The sequence below is a fragment of the Williamsia sp. Leaf354 genome (assembly GCF_001424365.1).
In the GTDB taxonomy this organism is placed as follows: domain Bacteria; phylum Actinomycetota; class Actinomycetes; order Mycobacteriales; family Mycobacteriaceae; genus Williamsia_A.
Map to the genome: position 1 here is coordinate 1,221,874 of NZ_LMPL01000001.1, position 18,990 is coordinate 1,240,863.

Below are 18,990 nucleotides of genomic sequence, written 5' to 3' on the forward strand. Positions count from 1 at the left end.
CCGCCGTGAGCGTCGACGAGAAGGCCGCCGGTGCCCACGCGAGCATCCGCGAGGCCACCGACGCCGTCCGGGTGGCCGGCGCCAGTGCCCCGGTGGTCGGTCGGGATCCGATCAACACGCCGATGATCGCCAACTGGACCGAGGCGATCGGTGACCGCAACCCCATCCACTCCGATGACGCGGCCGCACGGGCCGCCGGCTGGGACGGCATCGTGGCGCCGCCGGCGATGGCCCAGGTGTGGACGATGCGGGGTCTGCACGGCGCGCGTGCGGCCGACGACCCGCTCTCGGCGGTCTCACAGATCTTCGACGACGCCGGGTACACCTCGGTCGTCGCCACCAACTGCGACTCGGTCTATCACCGCTACACCCGCCCCGGCGAGGTCGTCGCGATCTCCTCGGAGCTCACCGATGTGGTGGGGCCCAAGCAGACCGGCCTGGGCGAGGGATGGTTCTTCACGACCCACAACACCTGGACGGTGGGTGACGAGGTGGTCGCCGAGATGGACTTCCGTATACTGAAGTTCCGGCCCCCGGTCACGGCGGCGCCGTCGGAGGGGACTGCGGGCACGATCATCTCGTCGCTGGGCGCCGATGTGGCCGACCTCGACGCCTCGGCCATGATGCGCCCCAGCGCCTCCCGTGACACCGCCTTCTTCTGGCAGGGCGTCGCCGACCACGAACTGCGGATCCAGCGCGGCCCCGACGGTGCGCTGACCCACCCGCCGGTCCCGGCGCTGTGGAAGGACCACACCGAGACCACGGACTATCAGGTCGCGGCCGGTACGGGCACGGTCTACAGCTTCGTGGTGCACCACGCCCCACGCGTGCCCGGACGTACGCTGCCGTTCGTGGTCGCGCTCGTCGAACTCGACGAGGGTGTGCGCATGCTGGGTCAGTTGCGCGGCGTCGACCCGAGCGAGGTGGCCATCGGGATGCCGGTCACCGTCGAGTTCCTCGACTTCCCCTCCGATCCGGATGCACCGGTGCCGGGGACCGGCGACGCCTGGACCCTCTACGCGTGGCAACCGGTCGCGTCGTCGGACGGGGTCACGGCGTGAGCGCGTCCGCGGCCCCGCCGCTCACCCCGCCGGAGGTGGCGGTCGGTGACACGCTGTCGCCGTTGACGATCGAGGCGACGCCCACGTTCATCGTGTCGACCGCGTTGGCGACCCGCGACTTCCAGGACGTCCACCACGATCGCGACCTGGCGCACGCCAAGGGGTCGAAGGACATCTTCGTCAACATCCTCACCGACACCGGTCTGGTCGGGCGGTACGTCACCGAGTGGGCGGGACAGCGCGCACAGATCCGCTCCATCACCCTGCGGCTCGGCGTGCCGTGGTACGCCTACGACACCCTCACGTTCAGCGGGACCGTCTCCGCGCTCGACGCCGGCGTCGCGACGGTGGACGTGGTCGGCACCAACTCCCTGGGCAAGCACGTCACCTCCCAGGTGACCGTGATCCTCGATCACACGGCACAGGAGGGTGATTCGTGACCGGCACACTGTCGGGCGCCGCCGCGATCGTCGGCATCGGCGCCACCGACTTCTCCAAGGATTCCGGGCGGAGCGAACTGCGCCTGGCCGCCGAGGCGGTGCGGGCTGCCGTCGCCGACGCCGGACTCACGCCGTCGGAAGTCGACGGTCTGGTGTCGTTCACCATGGACACCAACACCGAGATCGCCGTGGCGCGCGCCGCAGGCATCGGCGACCTCACCTACTTCTCGCGTATCCACTACGGCGGCGGCGCAGCGTGTTCCACGGTGCAGCAGGCCGCGATGGCCGTCGCCACCGGTGTCGCCGACGTGGTGGTCGCCTACCGGGCCTTCAACGAGCGCTCGGGCATGCGGTTCGGCCAGGTCAACGCCGGACTCGCCGCACAGGACAACTCCTCGGGCACCGACAACGCCTTCAGCTACCCGCACGGGTTGTCGACACCCGCGGCGTTCGTCGCGATGGTCGCCCAGCGGTACATGCACGAATACGGCGCCACCAGCGCCGATTTCGGTGCGATCGCCGTCACCGACCGCAAGCATGCGGCGAACAACCCGAACGCGTTCTTCCACGGCAAGCCGATCACGATCGACGACCACCAGAACTCGCGGTACATCGCCGAGCCGTTGCACCTGCTCGACTGCTGTCAGGAGTCCGACGGCGGTGTGGCGCTGGTGATCGTCTCGGCCGAACGCGCCAAAGACATGCCGCACACCCCGGCGATCATCGCCGGTGCCGCCTCGGGCAGCGGGACCGACCAGTACGTGATGACCAGCTACTACCGCGACGACCTCGCGGGCCTGCCCGAGATGGGCCTCGTGGGCCGACAGCTCTGGGAGCAGTCGGGCCTGGGCCCGTCGGACATGGACGCGGCGATCCTCTATGACCACTTCACCCCGTACACGCTGATGCAGCTCGAGGAGTTGGGCTTCTGCGGCCGCGGGGAGGCGAAGGATTTCGTTCGGGTACCCGGCGCGCTGGAGGTGGGCGGCACGCTGCCGCTCAACACCCACGGCGGGCAACTCGGCGAGGCCTACATCCACGGGATGAACGGCATCGCCGAGGGCGTGCGCCAGTTGCGCGGCGACTCGGTCAATCAGGTCGACGGTGCCGCCCGTGTGGTGGTCACCGCCGGCACCGGTGTCCCCACGAGCGGATTGGTTCTCACGCGATGACCGACACGACCCCCATCTCCGACACGGCCCAGCCCGCAGTCCAGCCCGCCCCGGCTGCAACGGATTTCAACCTCGGCGACATCTTCGAGGCGATCGCCGACGCGGTGCCCGACCGCCCGGCCATCGGCTACGAGGGCACGAACGTGAGCTACGCCGTGCTCGACGAGCGCGCCAACGCGATGGGACACCTGTTGCAGGCGCACGGTATCGGCGCCGGTGACCACGTCGCCCTCTACCTCAAGAACAGTCTCGAACACGTCTACGCGATGGTCGCGCTGCTCAAGATCGGTGCGACCTCGGTGAACGTCAACTACCGCTACACCGCGGCCGAGCTCGCCTACATCCTCGACAACGCCGACATCACCGCGGTCGTCGTGGAGCTGCCCGAACACCAGCGCACGCTGGCCCCGATCCTGTCCGGGACCGCCGTGCGTGCGGTGCTCGTGGTGGGGGACACCGTCGACGAGCTGGCCGCAGCCGCCGACGGCACCCGCACGGTCGCGACGGTCGATCTCGACGGTCACAGCACCGCGCGCGACTTCCCCACGCGCAGTGGCGATCAGCTCTACCTGCTCTACACCGGTGGCACCACCGGCTATCCGAAGGGCGTCATGTGGCGTCACGACGACTTCTTCCACAAACCGCTCTCCGGCGGCAACCCCTACGGTCCGGTGCCGCTGGCCGACCTCGACGCCATCGCCCACAACGCGAACACCTTCGCGCCGCTGTCGTTCCTGCTCGCCGCGCCGCTGATGCACGGCGCCGCGATCTACTCGATGTTCATGTTCTTCATCAACGGTGGCCGGCTGGTCCTGCAGCGTGACTTCGTGCCGTCGAAGGTGCTCGACGCGGTCGAACACGACGGTGTGCAGATCATCCTCATCGTCGGCGACGGCATGGGCGCGCCGCTGGTGGAGGAGATGGAGCGCCGCCAGGCGGCCGGGACCCTCGACGTGAGCGGGTTGCTCTCGATCACCAACGGCGGCGCCATCTGGTCGACCGCGGTGCGCGAACGCATGCGCGCGGTGAAGCCCGACCTGTGGTTCCGCGACAACTTCGGCGCCTCGGAGACCGGCAACGACGGTGAACTGATCATCGACGAGCACGGCACGCTGCGCTCGGCCCCCAATCCCGCGATGACCGTGCTCGACGAGACACTGGCGCCGGTCGAGCCGGGGTCGGATCAGATCGGCCACATCGCCCGCGTCGGCCGGGTCCCGCTCGGGTACTACAAGGATCCCGACAAATCGGCGCGCACGTTCGTCACCCTGCCCGACGGGCGGCGCGCGGCCATCCTCGGCGACATGGGCCGACTCGAGGCCGACGGCAGCATCGTGTTCCTCGGTCGAGGGTCGGGGTGCATCAACACCGGTGGGGAGAAGGTGTTCCCCGAGGAGGTCGAGGCCACGCTGCAGGCCCACCCGGCCGTCGGCGACGTGTTGGTCGTCGGTGTGCCCGACGAGCGGTTCGGGCAGAAGGTGGCCGCGGTGCTGTCGGTGACCGACGGCTCCCAGACACCGTCGCTCGACGACCTGCAGTCGCACTGCCGCGCGACGATCGCGGGATACAAGGTGCCGCGCGCGCTCGTCGTCGTCGACGCGGTGAAGCGCTCGCCCGCGGGCAAGGCCGACTACCGCTGGGCGAAGGAGACCGCGACCGCGGTGGTCTGACCCCGTCCCCTGGCCCCCGTCCCCTGGCCCCCGACCGGCGTGGGTGCGGGCTACCCGACCGGGTCGGACTCGCGATCCGACGGCGCCGACACCACGGTGGTCCCGGTGGCCTTCTCGTCCAGGCGGTTCGGTGCCCAGAAACCCAGCAGCACCGATCCGGCCATCACCAGCGAGCCGAGCACGATGTAGGCCTGATCCGAGGGATGGAGGAACGCCTGCTGTGCGCCGTCGAAGATGTCGGCACCCAGGCGTCCGGGGATGTTCTGGCCGATCTGCTCCGACACCGCGCGCGCCTCGGCGAGCGACCGGCCGATCGTCTGGCCGACGGTGTCGCTCTGGGCGATGAGCATCTGCCCCCGTTCCTGCTGACCGCCCGCGACGAGCTGATCGCCCATGGTCTGCAACTGGTCTCGGGCGTTGTCGGCGGTCGCCCCGATCCGTGCGGTGTAGCCGGCGGCGACGATGCTGCCCGCCAGCGCCATGCCGATCGCCGCACCGAGTTCGCGTGCGGTGTCGTTGACGGCCGAACCCACGCCCTGGTTCTCGACCGGGGTCGACACCATGATCGCGGTGGTCGCCGGGGCGGTGGCGATGCCGAGACCGAAGGCCATGACCGACAACAGGATCGCGATCGTCGAGTACTCGGTGTAGGTTAGCGCGCCGAGCAACACGATGCCGAGTCCGAACACGAACATCCCGGGCGCGAGCACCGCGCGGAAGTTGAACCGGACCGCGAGCCAGTTGCCCAGCAACGACATCACCATCACGACCACCACGAGTGGGAACATGGCCACCGCGGACTTGAGCGGGGAGTAGCCCATCACCAGCTGCAGGCGTTGCAGGATGAGGAAGAACGTGCCGAACGAGCCGAGGAACTGCAGGGCGATGGCGAACGCGCCCGACCCGAACGCCCTGCGCCGGAACAGGGTCACGTCGAGCAGGACGTGCTCCCGATGGGTCTCGAGGTAGACGAACACCCCGGCCACCGCGAGTCCGCCGACGAGGGCGACGAGCACCAGTGGGTCGTCCCATCCGCGCACCGGACCCTCGATGAGACCGAAGACGAACGCGGCGATCGCCACCGCCGACGCCACCGATCCGGGGATGTCGAACGGCGGCGGGTTCTCGTCACGGGAGGTGCCGATGGTCAGCGCGAGGACCACGATCAGTGCCGATGCGCCGGCGAAGGTGATGAAGATCGAGTGCCAGCTGAAGAACTCGAGCAGGATGCCGGTGACGAAGAAGCCGCCGATGGCCCCGGCCCCGGCGACACCGGCCCAGATGCTCACCGCGATCGGCCGTTTCGACTCCGGCACACCGGAGGTGATCAGCGACAACGTCGCTGGCATGACCAGGGCTGCACCCGCACCCGCGAGACAGCGGGTGCCGATGATCAGGTTGGGATCGGTGAGGAAGACCGGCAGCGATGACGCGATGCCGAACACGACCATGCCGACGAGCAGCATCCCGCGTCGCCCGAAGCGGTCGCCGAGGGCGCCCGCGGGCAGGAGCAGCGCGGCGAGGGTGAGCGTGTACCCGTCGACCAGCCAGGTGATCTGCGCGGAGTCGGCGGAGATGTCGGGCGCGATCTCGGCCAGGGCGGTGTTCAGTGCCGCCATCGCCGCGACCACGGCGCTCAGTGCCGCGCACGCCACGACGATCAGCCAGATGTCGCGCAGGGTGAGGCGATCCTGCTGTGTGGCCGTCTTGTGGTGCTCGCGCCCGGACCGATCGCCGTGCTCGTCGTTGCTCATGGCCTCCACCTCGTGGTCGGGGAATCGGTGTTGCGCAATCGTGACGTCGCGACTCGGCGTCGATGCTGGGAGCCAGGTGTTACTTCTGTCACTCTCGTATCACGAGTCACAGAAGACTCGCCCAACCGGGTCGCCGCCGCCCCGGGGTGAAAGGAATTCTCGCCATGTCCGTCACCATGCACAACCGTCACCACTCACCCGCGTCCATCCGTCTCTGGCGCGTGGTCGCGATGATCGCGCCATTGGTCGCCCTCGTCATCGGCATGCTGCTCGTCGTCGGCTCGATGGGCTGAGGCCCGACCAGCGGAATTCGCCCGAATCGGGCGCCGACCGCGCGACACGCCGACGATTTCGTTCAGCTGGGCGTCTAAGGGTGCTTCGCGCTTCTTGCATGTGGTTAAGTCGTCTCACGACCTCTGGAACAGAGATCGTGATCACTTCTCGAGACCCGGTCGGGTCGACGCAGCCACCACGGCAAAGGACGCATCCATGTTCGATCGTCAATTCCTCACCTCCGCCATCGCGCGCAGCGCCGAGAACTCGGTGGATCGCCGCCGGTTCATGCGCGCCGCCGGCCTCACCGGTCTGGGGGCCGGAGCAGCGATGGTCGCAGGCGCCGGTGTGGCGTCGGCCGACAACAGCCCGTCCATCCCGCCGGGCGTCGGCAACCTGATCCCCGCGCCGGTCGCCCCGATCACCGATGGTGCCGTCCTCAACTTCGCGCTGAACCTCGAGTACCTCGAGGCGGAGTTCTACCAGCGCGCCGTCAACGGCGTCGGCCTGCCGAACAACCTCCTCGGCGGCAAGGGCCGCCTCGGTGGCGTGAAGGGTGGCCGCAAGGTCACCTTCACCACGCCGGCGGTGCGCGCCTACGCCAAGGAGATCGCGGCCGACGAGCTCGCCCACGTCGCCTTCCTGCGCAAGGCGCTCGGTGGCGCCGCTGTGGCCCGACCGGCCATCGATCTCGACGCCAGCTTCACCGCCGCCGCCAAGGCGGCCGGCCTGATCTCGGGCAACCAGACGTTCGACGTGTTCGCCAACGAGGACAACTTCCTCCTCGGCGCCTTCATCTTCGAGGACGTGGGCGTGACCGCCTACAAGGGTGCTGCGCCTCTGGTGCAGAACAAGACCTACCTCGAGGCCGCCGCGGGCATCCTCGCGGTGGAGGCCTACCACGCGGGCATCGTGCGTTCGAGCCTGTACAACAAGGGCCTCGCCTCGGCGGCCAACGCGATCTCCGATGCGCGCGACAGCCTCGACGGCACCTCGGATCTCGATCAGGGCATCACGCGCAACGGCGAGGCGAACCTCGTGCCGACCGACCGCAACGCGATCGCCTACAGCCGCACGCCGTTCCAGGTGCTCAACATCGTCTACCTCAACCCGAAGCCCGTCACCCGCGGCGGCTTCTACCCGGCCGGCGTGAACGGCGCGCTGAACATCAGCGGCTAGTCGCCCACCGATCGAGTCGACCCCGGAACCGTGTGCGCGGGTTCCGGGGTCGTTCGCTGTCTGGGGCACGGTGGGGTGATGTCAGGCGCGGCGGCTCAGCACCACGTTGCCCAGGACCGGCGCGTCGTCGCGTTCGGCGGCGGTCGCGGTGGCCAGCAGGTCGGTACCGGTGTCCCACACCGAGATCCGGAACGTCTCGCCGGGGAAGAACACACCCGCGAACTTCGCACTGAACGCACCGACCGCGTCGACGTCACCGCCGAGCACCTCGTCGACGAGCGCGCGACACACGGTCCCGTAGCTGCACAGGCCGTGCAGGATCGGCGCGGGGAACCCGGCGCCCGCGGCGAACGCCGGATCGGAGTGCAGCGGGTTGCGATCGCCACACAGTCGATACAGCAGTGCCTGGTTCGGACGGGTCGGCACGGTGAGCACATGGTCGGGTGCGCGATCGGGATACTCCACCCGCTCGGATGCGCCCCGGTCACCACCGAACCCGCCCTCGCCCTTGGCGAAGATCGACGACCGCGAACTCCACAGCAGTTCGCCGTCGGCGTCGACGGTCTGCGCCTCGGTGAACACGACCGCCGCCGATCCCTTGTCCTGCACCTCGGCCAACCGAGACCGCGTGGTCGCCGTGCCGCTCGCGGGGATCGGGCGATGCATCGTCACCTGCTGGCTGCCGTGCACGACCTTCGCGAGGTCGATCTCGATGCCGGGGAACGACACCGTCGGTGCCGACGTCGCGTGGAAGTTCTCCGCCACCGTCGCGAAGGTCGGCAGGACCGTCGGCGCCGTGTCGTCGACGTAGCGCAGGCCGCGGGTGTCGAGCGGGTCACCGGCCGCGCCGACGCCCAGGTTGTACAGCGCCACATCGGACGCCGACCACTCGAACGACACCTCGCCGAGGTCGGCGCCGACCGCGATCGACGGATCGATCGGCATCAGCCGGCCTGCCGGTCCGACCCGACAGACACCGTGTCGCTCGCCGCGATGTCCATGGCGGCGAGGTAGCCGAACACCATCGCGGGGCCGATGGTGGCGCCCGGACCGGCGTAGGTGTGGCCCATCACCGGGCTGCTCGTGTTGCCCGCGGCGTAGAGGCCCTCGATGATCGAACCGTCCTCGCGCAGAGCGCGTCCGGCCACATCGGTGTTGATGCCGCCCTTGGTGCCGAGGTCGCCGGGGAACATCTTCACCGCGTAGTACGGCGCCTTGGTGAGTTCACCGAGGCTGGGGTTGGGCTTGTTGGTGATGTCGCCGTAGTAGTGGTCGTACTTGCTCACGCCGCGGCCGAAATCCTCGTCGGACCCGTTGCGCGCGAACCCGTTGAAGCGTTCCGCCGTCGCGACGAGTGCGTCGGCGGGGACGTCCATCTTCTCGGCGAGGCTCTCCAGCGTGCCGGCCTTGAGCACCGCGCCGGTCGTGAACCATTTGCCGGGCAACGGCTGTCGTCCCGACACCGACGCGAACATGTAGCGGTCGCGGTAGGTCTGATCGAACACGAGCCATGCCGGGATGTTCTCGCCTGGGCCCTCACCCTGGCCGTACTCGCCGCCGAACATCTGGTGCACGGCCTCGACGTAGGGGAGTGACTCGTTCATGAACCGCTTCCCGCGGGTGTTGACCATGAACGAACACGGCAGCGAGCGCTCGGCCAGGGCGAACCACGGTCCGCGGGGGAGCATGATCGTCGGGCCCCACCAGGAGTCCTCCATGAAGCTCACCGCGGCACCGATCTTGATGCCCGCGTTGATGCCGTCGCCGGTGTTGCTGGGTGCGCCGGTGGTCCACTCGGTGCCGATCGGCTCGCGCTGGTACTTCTTGCGCATCTCCTCGTTGTGCTCGAAACCGCCGCAGGCGAGGATGACGCCCTTGCGCGCGCGGATGGTCGTCGGTGTCCCGTCGGCGTCGACGGTCACCCCCACGACGCGACCGTTCTCGGTGACCAGATCGGTGAGGCCGGTGTTGAGCAGCAGCGGCACCCCGAGTTTGCGGACGCCGAGCAGCAGTTCGCTCATCAGGGCGGCACCCATGCCGATGAGGTGCTTGCGGGTGACGCGACCCCAGATCATGCGCAGACCCACCTGCATGATCTTCAGCGGGCCGCGCCAGTGGCGCAGACCGGTCGAGAGCCAGCGGTAGTCCGACTGCTTCACCACGACACCGAGCGGGGCCTTCGTGTACTGCGGGTGGAGGTTCGCGAAGTCGGCGCCCAGCTTCTTGGCGTTGAACGGTCGCGGCTCGCACGAACGCCCACCGACCCGCCCGCCGGGGGCCTCGGGGTAGTAGTCGGAGTAGTTCTTCACCCACTCCAGATCGAGCGGTGCGTGCTCGGAGAGGAAGTCGAGCACCTTCGGGCCGTTGTCGATGTAGGCGTCGATGCGCTCGGGGGCGACCACGTCGCCGACGATCGACCGGACGTAGGTGCGCGCGGCCTCGGGATCGTCTTTCACGCCGTCACGCTCGAGGATGGAGTTGTTCGGGATCCACACGCCGCCGCCCGAGCGGGATGTCGATCCGCCCCAGTACGCGGACTTCTCGATGATGACCGTCTTCAGGCCCTGCGACGCGGCGGTGATCGCGGCGCTCATCCCTGCGCCACCCGCGCCCACGACGACGACGTCGTACTCCGCTTCGAGGTGGTCTGTGCTGGTCATGGCCGGCCCTTTCGCTCTCTCGGGGACGGTGTCCGTGGGACACCGCCCTCCCGCAAATCTAGAACACGTTATAGAATTGGTCTTCGTGCAGGCTATACCAGGTGGACGATGGTTCACCACCGACGTTTGTCGGCGAAACGGCAACACGTTCCTACGAAAGAGGGCGCAGACGTGACGGTTCCCGACGACGTGCGCGATCACATCGCGCACACCCTTGCCGACGCCGAGGCCCGTGCGCAGGCGATCGAGCCGCCGACTGCGTCGTATCCCGATCTCGACGTGGTCGATGCCTACGAGATCCAGCTGCGCAACATCGCCCGGCGGGTGGCCGGTGGCGCCCGAGTGGTGGGTCACAAGGTGGGCCTGGCGTCGGAGGCGATGCAGCAGATGATGGGTGTCGACGAGCCCGACTACGGCCACCTCCTCGACACGATGGGTTACCGCCAGGACGCGCCCATCGATGCAGGCCGGTTCTGCTTCCCCCGTGTGGAGGTCGAGGTCGGGTTCATCTTGGGCAAGGACCTCCCCGGCGCGGGGTGCACCAACGACGACGTGATCGATGCGGTCGAGTGGGTGGTGCCCGCGATCGAGCTGATCGATTCGCGGATCCGTGACTGGCGGATCACTTTGTGCGACACGATCGCCGACAACGCGTCGTCGTGTGGCTGGATCCTCGGTGACGAGCGTGTCGCGATCGCCGACATCGACACCGGCGACATCGACGCCGAACTCACCCGCAACGGCGAGGTCATCGCGAAGGGCAATTCGTCGGCGGTGCTCGGCCACCCGCTCACCGCGGTGTCGTGGCTGGCGCGCAAGGTCGACGGTTTCGGGGTGCGGCTGCGCGCGGGCGACGTGATCCTGCCCGGCACCGCGACACGCGCGATCGACGTGCGGCCCGGCGATCGGTTCCGTGCCGAGTTCGTCGGCCTGGGTTCGGTGACCGCAGATTTTTCGAACGAGAACTGAGGAGACGACGTGACAGCCAAGGTCACCGCCGCGATCATCGGATCGGGCAACATCGGGACCGATCTGATGTACAAACTCGAACGCTCCGAGGTGATCTCGCCGCGCTGGATGGTCGGGATCGACTCCGATTCCGAGGGCATGAAACGGGCCGCCGACCACGGGTTGATCACGATGTCCGGTGGAGCCGAGGAGCTCCTCGGCTCGTCGGAGAAGCCGGATCTCATCTTCGAGGCGACCTCGGCGTATGTCCATCGCGAGTACGCGCCGCGATACGAGGCGGCCGGCATCACCGCGATCGACCTCACCCCGGCCGCGGTCGGACCGGCCGTGGTGCCGCCGGCGAATCTGCGTGAGCACCTCGACAAGCCGAACACGAACATGATCACCTGCGGTGGTCAGGCGACGATCCCGATGGTGCACGCGGTGTCGTCGGTGGTGCCGGTGGCCTACGCCGAGATCGTGGCCTCGGTGGCGTCAGTGTCGGCCGGTCCGGGTACCCGGGCGAACATCGACGAGTTCACCAAGACCACCTCGCGGGGGATCGAGACGATCGGCGGGGCGACACGGGGCAAGGCGATCATCATCCTCAACCCCGCTGATCCGCCGATGATCATGCGCGACACCATCTTCTGCGCGATACCAGAGGATGCGGACACCGACGCGATCGCCGAGTCGATCCACCGCCGCGAGAAAGAGATCCAGTCGTATGTGCCGGGATACCGGCTGCTGCAGGACCCCCAGTTCGATCCGCCGAGCGCCATCAACGGGGGCATGGCCCGGGTGTCGATCTTCGTGGAGGTCGAGGGCGCCGGCGACTTCCTCCCGCCGTATGCGGGCAACCTCGACATCATGACCGCCGCCGCCACGAAGGTCGGCGAAGAACTGGCCAAGCAGAAGCTGGGGATCTGACATGACTGGTACACAGATGAGTGCAATCGCGTACTCCGACACCCTCGACATCCGGGTCACCGACTCGTCGCTGCGCGACGGCAGCCACCACATGCGCCACCAGTTCACCGAGCAGAACGTCCGCGACATCGTCGGTGCCCTCGACGGCGCCGGTGTGCCGGTCATCGAGGTCACCCACGGTGACGGTCTCGGTGGGTCGTCGTTCAACTACGGCTTCTCGAAGACGCCGGAACAGCAGCTGATCTCCGCTGCGGTCGAGACCGCGCAGAACGCGAAGATCGCCTTCCTCATGCTCCCAGGTCTGGGGGTGAAGGACGACATCCGCGCCGCGCAGGACAACGGCGCGCAGATCTGCCGCATCGCCACCCACTGCACCGAGGCCGACGTGTCGATCCAGCACTTCGGGCTGGCGCGCGAACTCGGCCTCGAGACGGTCGGGTTCCTCATGATGAGCCACAGCCAGCCGCCCGAGGTGCTCGCCGCCCAGGCCCGCATCCAGGTCGACGCCGGCTGCCAGTGCGTCTACGTCGTCGACTCCGCGGGCGCCCTCGTGCTCGAGCAGGTGTCGGATCGGGTGTCGGCGTTGGTCGCCGAGCTCGGCGACGACGCCCAGGTCGGGTTCCACGGTCACGAGAACCTCGACATCGCCGTCGCGAACTCGATCGCGGCCGTGCGGGCCGGCGCCCGACAGATCGACGGCTCGGTGCGGCGTTTCGGCGCCGGTGCAGGCAACACCCCGGTCGAGGCGTTCGTCGGGGTGTGCGACAAGCTCGGCATCCGCACCGGCATCGACTTCATGAAGATCGCCGACGCCGCACAGGATGTCGTCGCGCCGATCATGCCCAGCGAGTGCCTCGTCGACCGCGCCGCGATGATGATGGGCTACGCCGGCTGTTACAGCTCGTTCCTCAAACACGCCGAGGGCCACGCCGCCAAGTACGACGTCTCGGTCGCCGAGATCCTCCTCGAGGCCGGCGCCCGCAAACTCGTCGGCGGCCAGGAGGACCAACTCATCGACATCGCCCTCGAACTCCGCAAGAAACAGGACGCCAACGCCGGCGTGTGACGTTCGCGCGACCACCGTTCATCTGCGCGTCCAGATCGCCGCGCGGATGAGCGGTGGACGCGCGTTCACGCTGCGGTGAGCCGCAATCGTACGAGCCAGTCCCGGATCATCGGCACCACGAGCCCGCGTTCGAGGTCGCGCCATGTCCACCGGAGCACCATGATGCCCAGTCCTCGCAGAGCGTCTTCCCGCTCCTTCTCGCGGCGCATCGCGTCGAACGGTGTCTCGCCCGGACGCAGGTGCTTCTGGTATTTCGCCATCCCGTCGAACTCCCCGACGAGGAGACCGGCCCAGTCGAAGTCGGTCCGCGCGATGACGTTCCCGGTTCTGTCGGAGAACTCGTGTTGCAGACGCGGCGTCAGCAGACCGGCCTCGATCATCTGGGCGCGACTCCACGATTCACCGGGATTCTCCGACTCGCCGTCGGCGTGACGGAGGGCTCGCCGAGCCTGCCCGATCCCGCGCGCCGACGACGCCATCATGGCCTCCATGACCCCGCGATCGGCTCCGAGACGCAACGCCGAATCGAATACCGCGAGCGCGCCTGCGAAGCCCATTGTGGTCGTCCGCGCCACGTCAACCGCGGTGCGCTCGAGCGAGGTGACCCGGATGCCGCCAACGGTGACGATGTCGGACTCTCCGAGAACGCCGACGTGTTCGTGACGCACCGAACTCCGACGGCCGCCCGACAGCGTGCCGGTCGTCAGGTGGACCCGTCGCAGGTTCGGGCGGAGCATCTCGAGACCGTGGACCGTGGCCGCCGACTGGTGACTCAGAACAGTGTCCGTCGAGGTGCCGGTCGCGATGGCGCTCAGGCGGTGCAGTTCCTCGGGCGTCCGATCTGCCGGCACCACGAACACGCCTCGGGCCACTCGGACGAGCTCGCGGCGGGTCACCGCACGGGTGATCTCGGTGTCGCCGAACCCCGCTGCGAGGGCTGCGGACCGGTGGATCAGTCCGTGACGATCAGTGGGATATGTGGTCACGGCACTTCGACGCGGCCGTGCCGCCTGGGGTTCCGTGCCGCCCCGACGCGCGTCCACCGTTCATCCGCGCGCCACGATGGACGCGCGGATGAACGGACGGCGCGCGAACGCGAGGGGCTACATGCCTTCGGGGGGTGAGGCGTAACAGAAGACGGCACCGAGGGGGTCCTTGGCGGCGCCGAGGGTGCCGAAGGGGGTCACCTCGCCGGCCATCATGATCTCGCCGCCCAGGTCGGCGATCGTCGCGCTGGTCGCGGCGACGTCGTCGACGGTGACGTAGAACTGCCAGAACGACGGCACCTCGGGCGGGAACACCTTCACCGCGTCCATGATCCCGGCGTAGCCCAGTTCGCCGTACATCAACTGCGAGTAGCGCTCCGGGCCCTGAGAGTCCTCGGCGCCACCGGTGCCGACCTCGAGCAGGGTCGCCCCCGCCACCGTCGAGTAGAACGCGGTCGAGGCGTCGTAGTCCTTCGACTGGCTCTCGAACCAGTAGGGCGCGCCGTGTTCGCCCCAGGTGGTGAACCCGACATGGTCGGCGGGCTGCCAGAACCCGATCGCGGCACCGGCCGGATCGGTGACCATCGCCATCGTGCCCTCGGTGCCGACGGCCATCGGCGGGACGATCACGGTGGCCCCGGCCTTCTCGGCGGCCGCGACGGTGGCGGCGGCATCGGGGGCGTGCAGGTACACCGACCACACGTTCGCCGGTCCGCCCGCCTGTTCCATCCACGGGCTCAGCCCCGCGATGCGGGCTCCGGCGCGGGTGAAGTTCTGGTATCCGCCGAACTCCTCGCGCGGCGGTCCCTCGACCTCCCAGCCGAACACCGCACCGTAGAACTCCGCGGCCCGTGCGGGGTCAGAGCTCATCAGGTCGAACCAGATGGGTGCGCCGGCGGGCGCGGAGTACTCGGTCATCGTCAGATCCTCTCGCGGGTGGATGTCACCGGTACAGACCGGCGACGACGCGAGAAATCATCGCCCATTCACCCGTGCGGCGGGATGATCCCCTCGATGACACCGTGATCGATGCTGGCCGACAGGCGTGAACACGTCGGGGTCATCGCCGGGTTGCCGCCGCTGTCGCGGACCCGGGTCAGCTCCGAGCACTGCGCCCGGGCCTCGCCCGACCACTGCACGCTGGTCTGGAACTCGCTGATCTTCTTCACCATCACGCAGGCGTGGCACGCCCGGCACTCGATCTCGCGCAGCCCGTCGCACAGGTAGTGCGCCCGATCGCGGTCGGTGGCCGAGGCGATCTCGGCACGCCGGTGCGGGTCGTCGGCGAAGTCGGGGGCTTTCGCCCACGCACCGACCGACCCTGCCGGTCGGTCGACGGCCCGCGTCATCGGGTCACACCTTCGCGGCGTCGTTGGTCGCCGAGAGCTTCTGCTGCTCGGCCCGGATGTCGGACTCGGTGTCCTCGCCCGCGGCCTTGCGGCGCAGGTTGTCCTCGACCTCGACACCCCAGTTCTCCAGGGCCTTGGTGGTGTCGATCTCGTACTCGTAGCGCGCCGTCATCTCCTCGGTGACGTCGGCGGCGTCGACGTAGAACTGCTCGTACCACCGGCGCAGCTGATAGACCGGGCCGTCCTCCTCGACGAGGAGCGGATTGTCGATGCGGCTCTTGTGCTTCCAGATCTCGACGTCCTGCAGGAACCCGACCTCGACGCCCTCGGAGATCTTGCGCGCCATACCCTGCGCCTGCTCTTCGGACAAGCCGTCGGGCTTCTTGGCCATCACGCCGAACATCAACACGAACGAGTTGTTGTCGATGGGGTAGTGGCAGTTGGTCAGGATCGTCTCGATCGCGTAACCGCCGTAGGTCTGGTGCATCGGGTTCAGCATGTAGGCCGGACCGTAGTAGGCCGCAATCGATTTCAGGTAGCTGTCACCGTAGGCCGACGTCAGCTCGATGTCGGGCCGGCCGCGCGAGTTCATGTACTGCGCCGCGGTCTCGCCCTCGAAGACGTTCTTGAAGTAGTCGGGGAGCGCATAGTGGATGTAGAAGAAGTGCGCCATGTCGACGACGTTGTCGATGATCTCGCGGCAGTTGGAGCCCTCGATGACGATGCGGTTCCACGTCCAGTCGGTCCACTCGCCGGTGCCGAACTCCTCGATCTCGGGGATCACGACGTCGGCGGGCGGGGGATTGCCCTCGGGATCGTTGTAGACGAACAGCTGTCCGTTGCGGATCATCGTCGGCCAGGCGCGGGTCTTCGCGAGCTTGGGTGTGCGCTTGGCGTAGGGGACACCGGCGCAACGGCCGTTGCCCTTCCAGCGCCAGTCGTGGAACGGACAAGCGATGTTGCCGTCCTTCACGCTGCCCTTCGACAGGTCGCCGCCCATGTGACGGCAGTACGCGTCGAGGATCTTCGGCTCGCCATCTGCACCGGCCCACACGACGAGCTTCGTGCCGAAGGCCTCGACGGAGTGGGGAGTGCCGTCGGTGAACTCCGAGGCCAGACCCAGGCAGTGCCACCCCCGGGCGAAGCGGGTGGGCGGGGTCCCGGTGTCGATCTCGCGGATGGCGACATCGTTCTGCAGATCAGTCATCTCAACGCTCCTCGCGAACGGCCACACGCGGCGTGTACCCGCGGCATCATCAGTAGAACACGTTACAGAAATGCCCTTCGAGACGCCACTGTACCGGCACAAACGTGCAGGCCTCGACATAAATGAGAACGTGTTCTAGTCTTGGATCCGAGATTGTTCACCAGGAGTTGGGAGTGCGCGCATGACACAGCGGAGTGAGATCGGCATCGAGGTGCTGAACAAGATCGATTCCCTGCTGCCCGAGATCGAGAAGCGTGCCCAGGAGTGCGAGGATCAGCGCCGCATTCCCGCCGAGACCATCGACAGCCTCGACGAGGTGGGCTTCTTCAAGCTCGTCCAGCCCTCCCAGTGGGGTGGCTACGAGGTCGACCCGGTCACGTACTACGAGGCGGTCCGCCGGCTGGCGAGTGCGTGCGGATCGACCGGCTGGGTCTCGTCGATCCTCGGTATCCACAACTGGCATCTCGCCCTGTTCCCCCAGCAGGCCCAGGAAGAGGTGTGGGGTGACGACCCGACCACCCGCATCGGTTCCTCCTACGCGCCGATGGGCATGGGTGAGGTCGTCGACGGCGGCTACAAGGTGAACGGCGAGTGGCACTGGTCGTCGGGGTGTGACCACGCGCAGTGGACCTTCGTCGGTGGCCCGGTGTTCAAGAACGGCAAGCCCGTCGACTTCGTCAGCTACCTGTTGCCCCGCAGCGACTACGAGATCCGCGACGTCTGGCATGTCGCCGGACTCAAGGGCACCGGATCGAACACGCTGGTCGTGAAGGACGCCTTCGTGCCCTCGCATCGCATGCTCAGCTTCCGCGCCATGGCCACCGGCACCGCACCCGGCCTCGAGACCAACACCGCCCCGGTCTACGAGATGCCCTGGGGCACCATCCATCCGACCGTGATCTCGACCCCGGTCGTCGGGATGGGCTACGGCGCGTACGCCGCACACGTCGAGGCCCAGGGCAAGCGTGTCCGCGCGGCCTACGCCGGCGAGAAGGCGAAGGACGACCCGTTCGGCAAGGTCCGTATCGCCGAGGCCGCCAGCGACATCGATGCCGCCTGGCGTCAGCTCTCCGGCAATGTCCAGGACGAATACGACCTCATCGTGGCCGGCAAGGAGGTCCCGATGGAGCTGCGGCTGCGTGCCCGTCGCGATCAGGTCCGTGCCTCGTCACGCTCGATCTCCGCCATCGACCGCCTCTTCGAGGCCGCCGGCGCCCGGGCACTCGACAGTGATCAACCGCTGCAACGCTTCTGGCGGGACGCCCACGCCGGCCGTGTGCACGCCGCCAACGATGCCGAGCGCGCCTACCAGGCCTTCGCCAACGGGGAGTACGGCATCCCCATCGGCGACACGATGGTCTGAGCGCATGGTCTCGGCAACCACCGACTCCGGACCGATCCGCTCGCTCGGATACATGCGCATCGAGGCCACCGACATGGCGGCCTGGCGCGACTACGGACTCAAGGTCCTCGGCATGGTGGAGGGCAAGGGCACCACCGAAGGCGCTCTCTACCTGCGCATGGACGACTTCCCGGCGCGACTGGTCATCGTCCCCGGTGACCGCGACCACCTCGCCTCGTCGGGCTGGGAATGTGCGAACGCCGCAGGGCTGCAGCAGGTGCGCGACCGGCTGTCGGCGGCGGGCATCGTCTACCGCGAGGCGAAGGACGAAGAACTGCTCGACCGTCAGGTCGTGGAGATGATCGTGTTCTCCGATCCCACCGGCAACGTCCTCGAGGCGTTTCACGGTGTGGCGCTGCAGCATCGACGGGTGGTGAGTCCGTACGGGCACACCTTCGTCACCGGTGAACAGGGCCTCGGGCACGTGGTGCTCACCACCGACGACGACGAGGCCTCGCTCGAGTTCTATCGCGACGTCCTCGGCTTCCGTCTGCGCGACTCGATGCGCCTGCCCCCGCAGGTGGTCGGGCGCAACGAGGGCGACCCGGCCCCGTGGCTGCGGTTCTTCGGATGCAATCCGCGCCACCACAGCCTGGCTTTCCTGCCGATCCCGAACACCACGGGGATCGTGCACCTCATGGTCGAGGTGGGCTCCACCGACGATGTCGGCCTCGCCCACGACCGGGCGCTGCGCAAGAAGGTCCCGATGTCGGCGACCCTGGGCCGCCACGTCAACGACCTCATGTACTCCTTCTACATGAAGACCCCCGGTGGGTTCGACATCGAATTCGGTTGCGAGGGGCGCACTGTGGACGATCACGAATGGGTGGCGCGCGAGAGCACCGCGGTGAGTCTCTGGGGTCACGACTTCTCCATCGGGTTCGCGAACTGAC

General features: G+C 68.1%; 18 protein-coding genes. 11 read left to right on the forward strand and 7 right to left on the reverse strand.

Annotated features, from left to right (window positions below; translation table 11 throughout):
* Positions 1–5 precede the first annotated feature (5 nt).
* From ASG12_RS05900 to ASG12_RS05915, 4 genes are read left to right on the forward strand one after another with little or no spacing between them, the layout of a single operon-like run.
* On the forward strand, positions 6–1,061 hold the full coding sequence (locus ASG12_RS05900) for a bifunctional MaoC family dehydratase N-terminal/OB-fold nucleic acid binding domain-containing protein (RefSeq protein ID WP_055786292.1): 1,056 nt from the start codon (positions 6–8) through the stop codon (positions 1,059–1,061).
* Positions 1,058–1,501: a MaoC family dehydratase gene (locus ASG12_RS05905; RefSeq protein ID WP_055787781.1), complete on the forward strand. Its 444-nt coding sequence runs from the start codon at positions 1,058–1,060 to the stop codon at positions 1,499–1,501. Before ASG12_RS05900 ends, ASG12_RS05905 begins: the two co-directional genes overlap by 4 nt.
* Positions 1,498–2,673 carry a lipid-transfer protein gene (locus tag ASG12_RS05910; RefSeq protein ID WP_055786295.1) on the forward strand — a complete coding sequence of 392 codons (1,176 nt, stop codon included), beginning with the start codon at positions 1,498–1,500 and terminating at the stop codon, positions 2,671–2,673. The genes ASG12_RS05905 and ASG12_RS05910 overlap by 4 nt, the downstream gene beginning before the upstream one ends.
* The gene (locus ASG12_RS05915; RefSeq protein WP_082501666.1) at positions 2,670–4,343 is read left to right on the forward strand and encodes an AMP-binding protein; all 1,674 of its coding nucleotides are present in this window, start codon (positions 2,670–2,672) and stop codon (positions 4,341–4,343) included. Before ASG12_RS05910 ends, ASG12_RS05915 begins: the two co-directional genes overlap by 4 nt.
* 50 nt (positions 4,344–4,393) lie before the next feature.
* Here the strand turns inward: ASG12_RS05915 and ASG12_RS05920 are convergent, their stop codons facing one another.
* Complete coding sequence (locus tag ASG12_RS05920; RefSeq protein WP_082501788.1) at positions 4,394–6,097, reverse strand: MFS transporter; 1,704 nt, start codon at positions 6,095–6,097, stop codon at positions 4,394–4,396.
* Between the two features lie 164 nt (positions 6,098–6,261).
* Here ASG12_RS05920 and ASG12_RS22215 point away from each other — a divergent pair, with 164 nt between their 5' ends.
* Positions 6,262–6,390: a hypothetical protein gene (locus ASG12_RS22215; protein WP_268810425.1), complete on the forward strand. Its 129-nt coding sequence runs from the start codon at positions 6,262–6,264 to the stop codon at positions 6,388–6,390.
* Between the two features lie 196 nt (positions 6,391–6,586).
* A complete protein-coding gene (locus ASG12_RS05925) occupies positions 6,587–7,549 on the forward strand; it encodes a ferritin-like domain-containing protein (RefSeq protein ID WP_055786299.1) in 963 nt (320 codons plus the stop codon).
* Between the two features lie 81 nt (positions 7,550–7,630).
* Here the strand turns inward: ASG12_RS05925 and ASG12_RS05930 are convergent, their stop codons facing one another.
* Together ASG12_RS05930 and kstD are read right to left on the reverse strand one after the other, a co-directional pair.
* On the reverse strand, positions 7,631–8,494 hold the full coding sequence (locus ASG12_RS05930) for a MaoC/PaaZ C-terminal domain-containing protein (protein ID WP_055786302.1): 864 nt from the start codon (positions 8,492–8,494) through the stop codon (positions 7,631–7,633).
* Positions 8,494–10,209: a 3-oxosteroid 1-dehydrogenase gene (gene kstD, locus ASG12_RS05935; protein ID WP_055786305.1), complete on the reverse strand. Its 1,716-nt coding sequence runs from the start codon at positions 10,207–10,209 to the stop codon at positions 8,494–8,496. The genes ASG12_RS05930 and kstD overlap by 1 nt, the downstream gene beginning before the upstream one ends.
* Positions 10,210–10,380: 171 nt before the next feature.
* On the opposite strand from kstD, the gene ASG12_RS05940 reads away from it, so the two are divergent.
* Genes ASG12_RS05940 through dmpG form a run of 3 tightly spaced genes read left to right on the forward strand, consistent with a single transcriptional unit; the run spans position 10,381 to position 13,153 of the window.
* Positions 10,381–11,178, forward strand: coding sequence for a 2-keto-4-pentenoate hydratase (locus ASG12_RS05940; RefSeq protein ID WP_055786308.1), 798 nt, complete (start codon positions 10,381–10,383; stop codon positions 11,176–11,178).
* A 9-nt stretch (positions 11,179–11,187) separates the two neighbouring features.
* On the forward strand, positions 11,188–12,087 hold the full coding sequence (locus tag ASG12_RS05945) for an acetaldehyde dehydrogenase (acetylating) (protein ID WP_055786311.1): 900 nt from the start codon (positions 11,188–11,190) through the stop codon (positions 12,085–12,087).
* Between the two features lies 1 nt (position 12,088).
* Positions 12,089–13,153: a 4-hydroxy-2-oxovalerate aldolase gene (gene dmpG / locus ASG12_RS05950; protein WP_055786314.1), complete on the forward strand. Its 1,065-nt coding sequence runs from the start codon at positions 12,089–12,091 to the stop codon at positions 13,151–13,153.
* Between the two features lie 65 nt (positions 13,154–13,218).
* Here dmpG and ASG12_RS05955 read toward each other — a convergent pair whose 3' ends face one another.
* The 4 genes from ASG12_RS05955 to ASG12_RS05970 all read right to left on the reverse strand — a co-directional run bounded on the left by ASG12_RS05955 (position 13,219) and on the right by ASG12_RS05970 (position 16,695).
* A complete protein-coding gene (locus ASG12_RS05955; protein ID WP_055786316.1) occupies positions 13,219–14,139 on the reverse strand; it encodes a type IV toxin-antitoxin system AbiEi family antitoxin domain-containing protein in 921 nt (306 codons plus the stop codon).
* Between the two features lie 117 nt (positions 14,140–14,256).
* Positions 14,257–15,057 (reverse strand): VOC family protein, encoded by an 801-nt coding sequence (locus tag ASG12_RS05960; protein ID WP_055786319.1) that lies wholly within the window; start codon positions 15,055–15,057, stop codon positions 14,257–14,259.
* Positions 15,058–15,125: 68 nt separating this feature from the next.
* Positions 15,126–15,488 carry a hypothetical protein gene (locus ASG12_RS05965; RefSeq protein ID WP_055786322.1) on the reverse strand — a complete coding sequence of 121 codons (363 nt, stop codon included), beginning with the start codon at positions 15,486–15,488 and terminating at the stop codon, positions 15,126–15,128.
* A 4-nt stretch (positions 15,489–15,492) separates the two neighbouring features.
* Complete coding sequence (locus ASG12_RS05970; protein ID WP_055786326.1) at positions 15,493–16,695, reverse strand: Rieske 2Fe-2S domain-containing protein; 1,203 nt, start codon at positions 16,693–16,695, stop codon at positions 15,493–15,495.
* A 181-nt stretch (positions 16,696–16,876) separates the two neighbouring features.
* Between ASG12_RS05970 and hsaA the strand changes: the two genes are divergently transcribed.
* Both hsaA and hsaC read left to right on the forward strand, forming a co-directional pair.
* Positions 16,877–18,058, forward strand: a complete 1,182-nt coding sequence (gene hsaA, locus ASG12_RS05975) for a 3-hydroxy-9,10-secoandrosta-1,3,5(10)-triene-9,17-dione monooxygenase oxygenase subunit (protein WP_055786328.1) — start codon at positions 16,877–16,879, stop codon at positions 18,056–18,058.
* 4 nt (positions 18,059–18,062) lie between these two features.
* Entirely contained in the window at positions 18,063–18,989 is a 927-nt protein-coding gene (gene hsaC, locus ASG12_RS05980; RefSeq protein ID WP_055786331.1) for an iron-dependent extradiol dioxygenase HsaC, read from the forward strand.
* Position 18,990 lies beyond the last annotated feature (1 nt).

Bases quoted from the DNA above. Each gene is read 5' to 3' on its own strand.
- ASG12_RS05970 (WP_055786326.1), bottom strand. From the start codon at position 16,695: ATGACTGATCTGCAGAACGATGTCGCCATCCGCGAGATCGACACCGGG.
- ASG12_RS05915 (WP_082501666.1), top strand. From the start codon at position 2,670: ATGACCGACACGACCCCCATCTCCGACACGGCCCAGCCCGCAGTCCAG.
- ASG12_RS05925 (WP_055786299.1), top strand. From the start codon at position 6,587: ATGTTCGATCGTCAATTCCTCACCTCCGCCATCGCGCGCAGCGCCGAG.
- ASG12_RS05920 (WP_082501788.1), bottom strand. From the start codon at position 6,097: ATGAGCAACGACGAGCACGGCGATCGGTCCGGGCGCGAGCACCACAAG.
- kstD (WP_055786305.1), bottom strand. From the start codon at position 10,209: ATGACCAGCACAGACCACCTCGAAGCGGAGTACGACGTCGTCGTCGTG.
- ASG12_RS05960 (WP_055786319.1), bottom strand. From the start codon at position 15,057: ATGACCGAGTACTCCGCGCCCGCCGGCGCACCCATCTGGTTCGACCTG.
- hsaA (WP_055786328.1), top strand. From the start codon at position 16,877: ATGACACAGCGGAGTGAGATCGGCATCGAGGTGCTGAACAAGATCGAT.
- hsaC (WP_055786331.1), top strand. From the start codon at position 18,063: ATGGTCTCGGCAACCACCGACTCCGGACCGATCCGCTCGCTCGGATAC.
- ASG12_RS22215 (WP_268810425.1), top strand. From the start codon at position 6,262: ATGTCCGTCACCATGCACAACCGTCACCACTCACCCGCGTCCATCCGT.
- ASG12_RS05930 (WP_055786302.1), bottom strand. From the start codon at position 8,494: ATGCCGATCGATCCGTCGATCGCGGTCGGCGCCGACCTCGGCGAGGTG.
- ASG12_RS05965 (WP_055786322.1), bottom strand. From the start codon at position 15,488: ATGACGCGGGCCGTCGACCGACCGGCAGGGTCGGTCGGTGCGTGGGCG.
- dmpG (WP_055786314.1), top strand. From the start codon at position 12,089: ATGACTGGTACACAGATGAGTGCAATCGCGTACTCCGACACCCTCGAC.